The sequence below is a fragment of the Dialister succinatiphilus YIT 11850 genome (genome assembly GCF_000242435.1).
Classification (GTDB): Bacteria; Bacillota; Negativicutes; order Veillonellales; family Dialisteraceae; genus Dialister; species Dialister succinatiphilus.
This window is the reverse complement of the sequence record NZ_JH591188.1, coordinates 382,262-392,524: the sequence shown is the minus strand read 5'-3', so window position 1 is coordinate 392,524 and position 10,263 is coordinate 382,262. Positions and strand designations below refer to the sequence as shown.

Here is a 10,263-nt window from a genome sequence, read left to right as displayed (position 1 = left end):
ACAATCATGCCTAATCCGGCTGCAATCATCTGTGCTTCATCGGGATGGTTTGCTGCCCAGCCTTTTGGCATGTGGTTATGCAGGTATCCCATGGCATATTCTTGCACACCACCGGAAAGGATGCCAGCAAGGGCACTGCTTCCAGCCGCTTTGCTTGTCATTGCGCCAAGAAGGCCATGGAGGGCGGTCTTTTCTATGGAACCTTCACCCCAGCCGTTTCTTGCAGCCAGTTCGTGAATGGCTTCATTGCCTACGATGCTCATTTCTTCTACCAGCTGTTTCCGCTCTTCTGCCTTTGTCTTGTCAAAGATGGCTTTCAGTTTGTTCAGGCTGTCCCTGGTATTTCTATCCAGTCCGGTAACATCCTGTTTCTGGTTCTTTGTATCCGTAATAACGATTTTCCCCGGTGCCATGGCTGCTTTGGTAGTAGAATCAGCTTTTCCTTTGGTCGCTGCTGTCGGTACACCTAAAAGGCCTCTTTCATTGAGAGGAATGCGGTTCTCGTCGCTAGCTCTGGTGACTTTATCGCTTTCGTTATGGGTATTCGTCCCCGGTTCTTTGTCGTACCGGCTGTTTTCTCTGGAGGACGGGGTGTCGTTATTTACGTTGCCACCCAGTTTGGCCGTATAGGAAATGCCACTGCCGCCGGATTTGTAATCAGCCTTGTTCTCTATATCTTCCCAGCTTAAAGTCCCGGTGCGGAGGGTGTTCTTATCCACGCTGCCTTTGCTGTCTATGACAGCACCTTTAAGGTAGGTATTGTCTTTGACGGAAATATCATAACCTTCCTGACCTGCATAGATTCCAGCCTGTTCTTTAACCGATGCATAGTCAGAATCCGTATAGCCTCTGGCAGTTTCTGCAGAGAGGTAGGGTTTGTCGAGCTTTTTATGGCCTGCGCTGTCTTTGAATACATCGCTTGCCAGAGCCCCGCCTTTCACATTACTTCTGCTCTTATAACTTTCGGTGTCCTGCAAACTTTCTATGCGAAGACTGCCACCAGTTGCAAGCACTACTTTACCACCTTCCATGCGGCTACCTGTCATGATTGTGTCATTGCCACCGGATACATGGAGGGTATTTTCTGCAGAAACTTCGCTTGCGGTATGAGTCAGAGATGCTGCATTTTCCATGCCTTTGGCGGATTGTCCATAAACCTTGACTCCTGAAAGGCCGCCGATGCCCCAGGAGGTGGAAATACCGCCGTTCTTTGTCTTTTCATGAATATCCATTTCACTTTTATTTTCGGCAGCAGTCAGCCGGATATCTTTCTCCGCTTCCAGGTCCACATCTTTGCCCTGGATTGTGGAGCCTTGGATGGACAGATTTTCTCCGCCCCGGATATCTGCCTTTTCTTTGGCAGTAAGGGTAGATGACTGTGCCTGTGTCTCATAGGAAGAGGCTTTGGATGTAGAGGATACAGAGCTGAACCCTACATCCACTGCCAGACCTGCTTTGACTTTGCCTGCACTGTCAAAGTTGCGAATAGCGGTACGCCCATTCATACCGGCATCAGCCATATAGAGGTTCTTCAGTCTTCCGTCCTGCACGTCACCGGATTTCTGCAGAGGCTGAATCACGCTGTTCACACCGCTGACAAAGCTGCCTCCCAGGGATACACTGAGCCCGCTTCTCTTGTACTCATGTTCTTCTTTATTGGTGTATACATTATCCTTACTGGTGATGGTCACGTTCTTTCCTCTAACCGCCAGGTCCTTACCTGCTGAAACGCGGGAGGCTTCTATATCTGCATCTTTCCCTGCGCTGATACGAACGCTTCCTTCCACGCTGCCTATGGTGCTTCCTACCTGTTCTACAGCTTCACTGTCATAGCGGCCCTTTCTCTTTTCGCTGCCCATAGTAAAGCCCAGGCCGCCTCCGGAGAGGAGGCCCCTCTTTTTGACGGATTCCCGGTAGGTGCTGCCGCTTCTTTCTTCAGTGCTGTCGGCTTTGAAGTTCCTTCCAGCCAGGAGGTTGGCATCCTTACTGCTGATGACGGCGCTTCCTGTAATGGTCATGTCTCTTCCGCTTTCCATATGGGTTTCATTCCCGGAGATAAGGCTTCCTCTCACGGTGTCCGTCGTCCCTGCTTCATAGAGGTCTTTGGTCTTGGAAGAGAGGAGGCCGGATACGTGGGAGTGGTATTCGTGGATGGTTTCGTGATGTTCCTTTTCATCCATCATAGAGATATCTTCACCGGCAGTCAAGGAGATTTTTCAGAAAGTTACATGTCCAGAAATTTTATCTTTCGCCTATGGTATTCTTCCTGCAGAAAGCCTGTATCTTCTATTTCATTACATCTATTCATATTTAATTGCGAAACAGGCAAGCATATTTGTTTATCATACTATTCCATTATTGAATTTTATATAGTATAATAAGCATAGATGAGAGCTTGGACAAGGTCCGGGGAGTGGCCACGAAAAAATACCCGGTTCCTGGTCCGGCTGCAAGCCATCTCGCATGGATGAAACCATAAGAGCTCCGGGCTTCGGTCCGTTCGATGCGTTATGAGTTTTTCTTGCATTTTCCTGATTAGGCGCCTTGGTTCATTCCGAGGTCTAAGCGAACAGCCTGAAAGAGGCCATCGTCATGATGGAGCGGTAGAAGATTGGCGCATCTGTCTTCTATCCGTCGGGCCTAGCTCTTTCGGGCTTTTCGTGTTGTCTTGAATCAATGAAAGAAATCTAAATAGAAAACCCCCGCCCTCTTATTAGAGGACGGGGGTTTTTGATTGGGATAATGAACCGGCTGATTTTATGATGGAAAATGAGCCATGCCAGGCCCCTGCAGGGCCTCGGCTTTTCTACAAAAAGCCTGCTATCATCCGGCGCCACCTTCTTCCAGAGGAAGAAGGCCAAATACTCAGGCATCCTTTCTACCCAGCCCCCATAATAAAAGCCCCCATCTGCTTACAGCAGATAGGGGCTTTTATATTTCGCAGGATCCTGTGTGTTTTCCGTCACAGTCCGCAGGCGGACCATCCGCATTCTTCGCAGGTGCTGCAGTGGCCTTCTATGTGGATGTGGTGGGAATGACATTTGGGGCATTCGGGGGTGTTATCTACAGGTTTCATTGTTATTATGTTCGTTTCTTCCTGACTGTCCTCTTTTTTGCCTTCCGTTTTTCTTTCTTTTTCCATTTCCTTTTTATCTTCTTCCCCTACACCCAGGATGTTGCCCCGGCGGCAGCCGTCACGGAAGACGGTGATGCCTTTGCAGCCGCTTTCCCAGGCGGAGAGGTAGATGCGGTAGATGTCTTCCGGGGTGGCACTGTTTTTCAGGTTTACCGTGCTGGAGATGGAGTTATCCACGTATTTCTGCATGGCCGCCTGCATGCGGACGCGGTTCATGAAAGGCACGTCGTGGCTTTCGATGACCCAGGGGAAGCGGGCCACGATTTCTTCGTCGGAAATAGTGAGGGGCAGGTGATGGTATTCCAGAAGGTCTTTAATGCTGTGGGCATAGACTCTGAAATGACCGTGCACTTCTTCCATTTTATGGGTGGTCCGTTCGTAGGAAATCTTGTAGAGCGGTTCGCAGCCGCCGGAGAAGCTGCCCATGAGGAGGGAGATGGTGCCGGTGGGAGCAATGGCCAGAAGGGTACCGTTCCGAAGGCCATGCTGGTGGATGTCCTCATAAAGCTCGGGATCCAGTTTTTCCACCATGTCCATAATCGGAGATTTCTTGGTGGCTTCCCAGCGGTAGTGGCCGAAGGTGCCTTTTTCCTTTGCCCTGTCGCAGGAAGAGCGGAGAGCGGTGAGGAGCATGGTTTTCATGACGCGGCCCATGAAGTCATTGGCTTCTTTGGTACCGTAGGTGAGTTTCATGGCAATGAGAGCGTCCGCCACGCCGAAGAGGCCGAGACCCAGGGAGCGCCAGTCGTCGATGCAGGTCCGGTTGGCGTCCAGGGGCTGCGCATCATAGCCATAGTCCACAATTTCATCGAGGGCGGTGATACCGTCGTACACAGTCTTTTTGAACCGCTTTTCATTGAATACGGGGTGGGCGCTGAACTTGTCGTCAATCATGGTGTAGAGGTTCACGCTGCCCAGGTTGCAGGCATTGTAGGCGTTGCCGCCGAATTCGCCGCAGGGGTTGGTGATTTCGATGTTGTATTCATCGTAGCCTGCAAGGAGGTGGTTCTGGTTCATCCGGTCGATGAAAATGGCACCGGGATCGCCCCAGTCCCACTGGGTTTCGCAGAATTCTTTGAAAAATTCCCGGGCTTTAATGGTTCTTTCGATTTTCTCGCCGGTGGCTTCCACGGTGAAATGGAGGTTGTATTCTTTGTCATCCCGCACGGCTTCCATGAATTCATCGGTGAAAAGGATGCTGATGTTCATGGAGGACAGCTTTTCCTCGTTCTGTTTGATGTGAAGGAATTCGTAAATGTCGGGATGACTGCAGTTGAGGCCCACCATCATGGCGCCCCGCCGTCCGTTCTGGCTGATCACTTCACCGGTGACATTGAAGATTTTCAGGAAGGAAACGGCACCGGTGGAGCTGCGGGCCACGTTCCTCACTTCGCTTCCCTTGGGGCGGAGGTTGGAAATATTGATGCCGATGCCGCCGCCATAGGAAAAAATGCGGGCGATTTCATAGTTGGCCCGGAAGATGGATTCCAGATTATCCTCCGGCGATGGCAGGATATAGCAGTTGGACATGGATACCTTGAATTTTCCTTTGGCCCCTGCCGCATAGAGAGTGCGGCCTGCGGGGCAGAAGGAGGTATCTTCCAGATAGCCTCTGATCCTCTTTTTCAGCTCCGGGTCAAAGATGGAGCTCACCCGGTCCATAAATTCCTGAGGAGTCTTTTCTCCTTTATGATAATATTTTTCTTTCAGGATGCCCTGACTGATTGTATTGTCGTACCAGTGGTTCATAAGAATCCCTCGTTTCCGTAATTTTGATAAACCCATGGTAGCACATACTATGTATTGAGTCAAATACCATAAAGGCATACAATATATTGTATTTCACATGAGATATAGAAATATAGCGATATAGTGAGAATAAAGAAGAAAACAGCGGAAAAGGGGCATGAAGGCCTCTTTGAAACGCTGTCAGATGGTCAGACAATCAGACTGCAGACGCTCCCATGTCATTTCGACGATCGGAAGTGAAGTGGAGAAATCTCACTGCTCTATGGCGCGTGGCTGTTATGCCTCTTCCGCCTTCCTGTTCATCGGTATTTAAGGAAGCACTGATTAATTCATAGAGTTTTCTTTTATAAGAATTTTTATGCACTGTTTCGTCATGGGCTTCCTTAAATAGCTCGCTATTCGCGTCAGCCCATTCCTCACATTGCATAAAAATTCAAGAATAAAAGCAAACAATGATTTAATCAGCGCTTCCTTAACGACATAATTCCCACTAACATCAGGCAACGAGATTCTTCACTGTGTTCAGAATGACCGTCCCCGCAGGAAGGCTCCGCAGCGGCTGTCGTCTGTCCGTTTCCATGTCTAACTGTCTTTTTTCCCCCTCCACTGTCATTTTGGAATGTTTACTCTTAAATCTCATACAGCGCAAAAGAGACAGTGAAGAAATATCGTCATTTCTTCACTGTCTCTTTATTTCATCAAAGGATTTCTATTTATTCTTCCTCTTCGTTTTCCGCATCGCCGGAAAGAACGTCGATGGATGCGATGCGGTCGCCCTCTTCCAGTCTCTGGAGGATGACGCCCTGTCCTGCCTTGGCTTTTTTGCTGGTAATCTGGCTGGCCTTGGTCTTGATGGTGATGCCCTGTTCGGAAACCCCTACCAGTTCATCATTATCATCGGCAGCCACCAAAGCCACCACTTCGAAGCCTTTCTTAAAGTTGCGGACACCCATGCCGTTTCTTCCCTGGATGCGATAGGCATCGGCCTTGTTCCTCTTGGCGTTGCCGTCGGCGGAGATGGTGAAGATGTCTTTATCGGCAGCAATGACAGCGCCTACCACTTCATCTTCCACGCCCTTCACTTCAGAGAGGCGGATGCCGTGGACACCGGCAGCGGCTCTGCCGAGAGACCTGACTTCGCTGTCGTTGATGGAGAAGCGGATGGCCATGCCGAAGCGAGTGCCCAGGATGACATCTTCGTCACCTTTCACGCGGAGCACTGTCACCAGTTCGTCCCCTTCATTCAGGCGGATGGCGATAAGGCCGTTCTTGTTGATGTTTCTGTATTCCGCGATTTCCGTCTTCTTCACATAGCCCTTCTTGGTCACCATGAGGAGGTACTTCGTATCTTCTCCGGCAGCATCAATGTCCAGAAGTTCCGTCACCCTTTCTCCCTTGGAGAGGCTGGGAATGTAGTTGATGAGGGCGCTGCCTCTGGCTGTGCGTCCGGACTTGGGCAGGTCGATGGCAGTCTTCATGTACACTTTGCCGTAGTTGGTGAAGAAGAGGATGCGGTTATGGGTGGAGGTGTTCAGTATCTTCCATACATAGTCCTCGTCCTTCATCTTCATGCCGGACACGCCGCGGCCGCCCTTTCTCTGTACCCGGATGTCGGCGGAGTCCATGCGTTTGATGTAGTTCTGCTTGGTCAGGGTAATGGTCATAGGTTCGTCGGGCACCAGGTCGGTAATGGTAAACTCTTCCTGGGCGTCGGTGATTTCCGTGCGCCGGTCATCGCCGAAGTTCTTCTTTTCATCCTGCAGTTCTTCCTTCACCACATTCATGATTTTGTCCCTGCTGGAGAGGAGGTCTTCCAGGTAAGCGATGGTCTCTTTCACGTCCTTGTAGTCAGCTTCCAGTTTGTCTCTTTCCAGTCCGGTCAGGCGGCGCAGGCGCATATCCAGAATAGCGGTGGACTGCTTGTCGGACAGGTCGAACTTGCTCATTAATGCATTCTTTGCAATCTCGTCGGTTCTGGATTCGCGGATGGTGCGGATGACTTCATCAATATGGTCCAGTGCAATGAGCAGGCCTTCCAGGATGTGGGCCTTGGCTTTGGCTTTATCCAGTTCGAAGCGGCTTCTTCTGGTAATCACTTCTTCCTGATGCTTCAGATAGTAGTAGAGAATCTGCTTCAGGTTCAGGATACGGGGATGGCCGTCCACCAGGGCCAGCATGATGGCGCCGAAATTAATCTGCATCTGGGTATGCTTGAAGAGGTTGTTCAGCATGATTTCCGGGCTTACGTCGGCACGGAGTTCAATAGCAATGCGCATGCCCGTGCGGTCCGATTCATCCCGAAGCATGGTGATGCCATCAAGCACCTTCTGCCGCTGCAGGTCTGCAATGGAGGAGATGAGGCGGGCTTTGTTCACCTGGTAAGGAAGTTCAGTCACCACGATACGGTGCTTGCCCTTCGGCATATCTTCGATGGCGGTTTTGGCACGGACGGTAATGGAACCGCGGCCAGTGCGGTAGGCATCTTCGATACCCTTCCGGCCCATGATAATGCCGGCAGTCGGGAAATCAGGGCCTTTGATGTATTTCATGAGCCCTTCGATGGAAATATCGGGATCGTCAATCATGGCAGAAAGGCCATCCACCACTTCCGACAGGTTGTGGGGAGGAATATTCGTGGCCATGCCTACGGCAATGCCGTAGGAGCCGTTCACCAGAAGGTTGGGGATACGGGAAGGAAGCACCACCGGTTCCTGCAGGGAGCCGTCGTAGTTGGGCATGAAGTCCACCGTGTTCTTGTCAATATCCCGGAGCATTTCCAGGGTGATTTTGGACATACGCATTTCCGTATAACGCATAGCCGCCGGAGAGTCGCCGTCCACGGAACCGAAGTTGCCGTGGCCGTCTACCAGGGGATAGCGGGTAGAGAAATCCTGGGCCATGCGGACGGCCGATTCATATACCGCAAAATCGCCATGGGGATGAAATTTACCGAGTACATCGCCCACGATACGGGCCGATTTCTTGTAAGGCTTATTCGGAAGCATACCGGCTTCACTCATGGCATAGAGAATGCGGCGGTGAACCGGTTTCAGACCATCCCGCACATCCGGCAGCGCACGGGTGACGATGACGGACATGGCATAGTCAATGTAGGAATTTTTCATCTGCCCTTCCAGCGGGGTATTGATGATTTTTCCTTCCTTCCATTCAATGGAATCCATAGGTCCTCCTTTGATGAGGCATAAAAATAAGGACTTCAGGAAGCCCTGTCAGTCCTTTGGGAACTTACTTTGCTTATAGGTATTATACCATAAAATGGCTTCCAGGGCCATTTAAATGCGTTTACAGGCCCTTTTCCATTTTTATCACACAGAGGTTGAAATTCGTTTAAGATACTGGAAGCCCTGTTTCAGCCATTTCAAGGAAATGAAAATTTCTCTCTTTTATTCATTCATATTTTTTTATATAATAAGGCATAGACTCTTTTTATCTGAAGGATGTGGAATCATGAAGAAATACCTGGCAGCCATTGTGATTGCCATCGTACTCCTGGCGGGCGGCGGCTTTTTCGCCTACGTCCATTTTCTCAGCGGTGGTCCCTGGCAGGGCACCTGGTGGGGCGTGCAGGACGCCGGCGTGAACTGGTCCGGCGACCATATACGGAACCTGGAAACCCTTACCTTTACAAAAAATGATGATAAAACCATTACGGTAGAACATAAAGTGCAGCAGGGAAGCAAGGAAGTCAACGGTTCCCTGGCCGGCACGGGCACCGTAGACGGCGGCCGTCTGGTGATTACCCCCGACAAGGGCGGCAGGGAAATCGCCCTGTCCTACAATACCATGTCCAAAACCATTGAAACCCCTCTGACCAATGCCGATAAAACAGCGGTCACCCTTCAGGCTCTCACCCAAGACAACAATGATGAAATGGAGCAGATTAGGAGTGAAATCGTACAGATTTCCCAGAAACCGGAAAATAAGATCGACACCACCCTGTCCTCCTCCAAAAGCTGAATCCATGAAAAAAGGCTTTGAAGAAATGGAAATCATTTCTTCAAAGCCTTTTTTATTTTCTATGGAAAGTGATGATGACAAGCTCCCTGGGGCAGCTGAATCGGAAGGGGAACCAGCTGGCGTCGCCCCGGGACACGTAGCCCACATTCTTTCCATCACTGTAGAGCCCCCGGGTATAGGTGAAGGGCGTAATGATGGGCCTGCCGAAAAGGCCGAACTGGGTGCCGTGGGTATGGCCGGTCAGGGTAATGGCCGCCCCTTTCCGGAACCCTTCATCCAGGAACGCGGAATGATGGGCCAGAAGCACCACCGGTGCTCCCTTGGGAATCCCGCGGAACGCTTCATCAGTCATGGAATCCATTTCTATCTCCATAGCCCTTCCCCGGGACCAGGGATAATCGACACCGGCCACATAGAGGGACTCCCCGTCCCTTGTAATCGCATCATGGTCATTCACCAGAAGCTTCACCGGCGTCTTCAGAAGCTCCCTTTCAATATAATCCTTCCCCCGGTAATACTCGTGATTTCCCCACACATAGTAAATGCCGTCAGGAAAGGCAGGGTACTTCTCCTTCAGCGTATCGGCAGCCTCCGGCATATGGCGGATATCGTCGATGAGATCTCCCGTAAAGAAAAGCACCTGTGCCCCTTCGCTCCTGGCCCGGTCAATTTCGTCGGGAAGGTCAGTATACCGGAAATAGGGGCCGATGTGGGTATCCGTCATCTGGGCTGCCTTGTATCCCTCAAAGGCAGGCGGAAGTCCTTCCACATAGACATCCAGATGCTCCACCTTCTCGCTGGTATTGCCGTCAATGGCGCCATACAGGCCTATCCCGCACGCCAGAAGAAGGACACCGAGAGCCAGCCTGCGAGTCTCCTTCAAAAACCTCTGGGGCATGGACAGAAGGGACAGGATAAACAGGCAGGGCAGGGCTATGATTTCTGCCACCATGAGCCCGCAGGCCAGATATCCCACATAGAGGGACCAAAGTCCCAGTCCCTCATAGCCTCTGGCATACCAGAGGAAATAGGCGGCTGAAAGAAAGGAAACGAGCCAGCTTCCTGCCATGTAGAAATAAAACCGTTTTCTCCTGAAAATCACGGACAGAAAAGCGCCGTTCAGAATTCCCAGCAGGGAAAAAATGGTCAGAATCATCCGTTCAAACAATGGAGTCACCTCCTTTGGACCGCTTTGCGGCCCGGGTTCAAAAGGTTCAGAAGGCTCAGTGGGGAAGGTTGACGGCGCCTTCGGCCCCGAAGGTTCTAAAGGTTCTAAGGTTTCACGCAGCCTGCGGCTGCAAGGGTTGTGGTGGCGGCTGCGCCGCAATTATAGCCTGCGTTACGTGCCCTCTCCCCGCCCCTGCGGTCATACTGAGCGGAGCGAAGAATCTGGGTACCTG

The 10,263-nt window shown here is 51.1% G+C and carries 6 protein-coding genes; 1 reads left to right on the top strand and 5 read right to left on the bottom strand.

Features of this window, described 5'->3' with window-relative positions:
* The 4 genes from HMPREF9453_RS07235 to gyrA form a co-directional block, all read right to left on the bottom strand.
* Nucleotides 1-2,183 (bottom strand): hemagglutinin repeat-containing protein (locus HMPREF9453_RS07235; RefSeq protein WP_008859905.1); only part of this gene is annotated, 2,183 nt, incomplete at its 3' end.
* 779 nt (nucleotides 2,184-2,962) lie between these two features.
* Nucleotides 2,963-4,885 carry an adenosylcobalamin-dependent ribonucleoside-diphosphate reductase gene (locus tag HMPREF9453_RS07230; protein ID WP_008859904.1) on the bottom strand — a complete coding sequence of 641 codons (1,923 nt, stop codon included), beginning with the start codon at nucleotides 4,883-4,885 and terminating at the stop codon, nucleotides 2,963-2,965.
* Between the two features lie 496 nt (nucleotides 4,886-5,381).
* The gene (locus tag HMPREF9453_RS12110; protein ID WP_187368064.1) at nucleotides 5,382-5,525 is read right to left on the bottom strand and encodes a hypothetical protein; all 144 of its coding nucleotides are present in this window, start codon (nucleotides 5,523-5,525) and stop codon (nucleotides 5,382-5,384) included.
* Between the two features lie 73 nt (nucleotides 5,526-5,598).
* Nucleotides 5,599-8,067 (bottom strand): DNA gyrase subunit A, encoded by a 2,469-nt coding sequence (gene gyrA / locus HMPREF9453_RS07225; RefSeq protein WP_008859903.1) that lies wholly within the window; start codon nucleotides 8,065-8,067, stop codon nucleotides 5,599-5,601.
* A gap of 286 nt (nucleotides 8,068-8,353) precedes the next feature.
* On the opposite strand from gyrA, the gene HMPREF9453_RS07220 reads away from it, so the two are divergent.
* Nucleotides 8,354-8,863 (top strand): hypothetical protein, encoded by a 510-nt coding sequence (locus HMPREF9453_RS07220; RefSeq protein ID WP_008859902.1) that lies wholly within the window; start codon nucleotides 8,354-8,356, stop codon nucleotides 8,861-8,863.
* A gap of 52 nt (nucleotides 8,864-8,915) precedes the next feature.
* On the opposite strand, the gene HMPREF9453_RS11080 is transcribed toward HMPREF9453_RS07220, so the two are convergent.
* Nucleotides 8,916-10,031 carry a metallophosphoesterase gene (locus HMPREF9453_RS11080; RefSeq protein ID WP_008859901.1) on the bottom strand — a complete coding sequence of 372 codons (1,116 nt, stop codon included), beginning with the start codon at nucleotides 10,029-10,031 and terminating at the stop codon, nucleotides 8,916-8,918.
* Between the last annotated feature and the right edge of the window lie 232 nt (nucleotides 10,032-10,263).

Excerpts from the sequence above, each read along its gene's own strand:
- HMPREF9453_RS07230 (WP_008859904.1), bottom strand. The coding sequence starts at position 4,885 with ATGAACCACTGGTACGACAATACAATCAGTCAGGGCATCCTGAAAGAA.
- HMPREF9453_RS12110 (WP_187368064.1), bottom strand. The coding sequence starts at position 5,525 with ATGAGATTTAAGAGTAAACATTCCAAAATGACAGTGGAGGGGGAAAAA.
- gyrA (WP_008859903.1), bottom strand. The coding sequence starts at position 8,067 with ATGGATTCCATTGAATGGAAGGAAGGAAAAATCATCAATACCCCGCTG.
- HMPREF9453_RS07220 (WP_008859902.1), top strand. The coding sequence starts at position 8,354 with ATGAAGAAATACCTGGCAGCCATTGTGATTGCCATCGTACTCCTGGCG.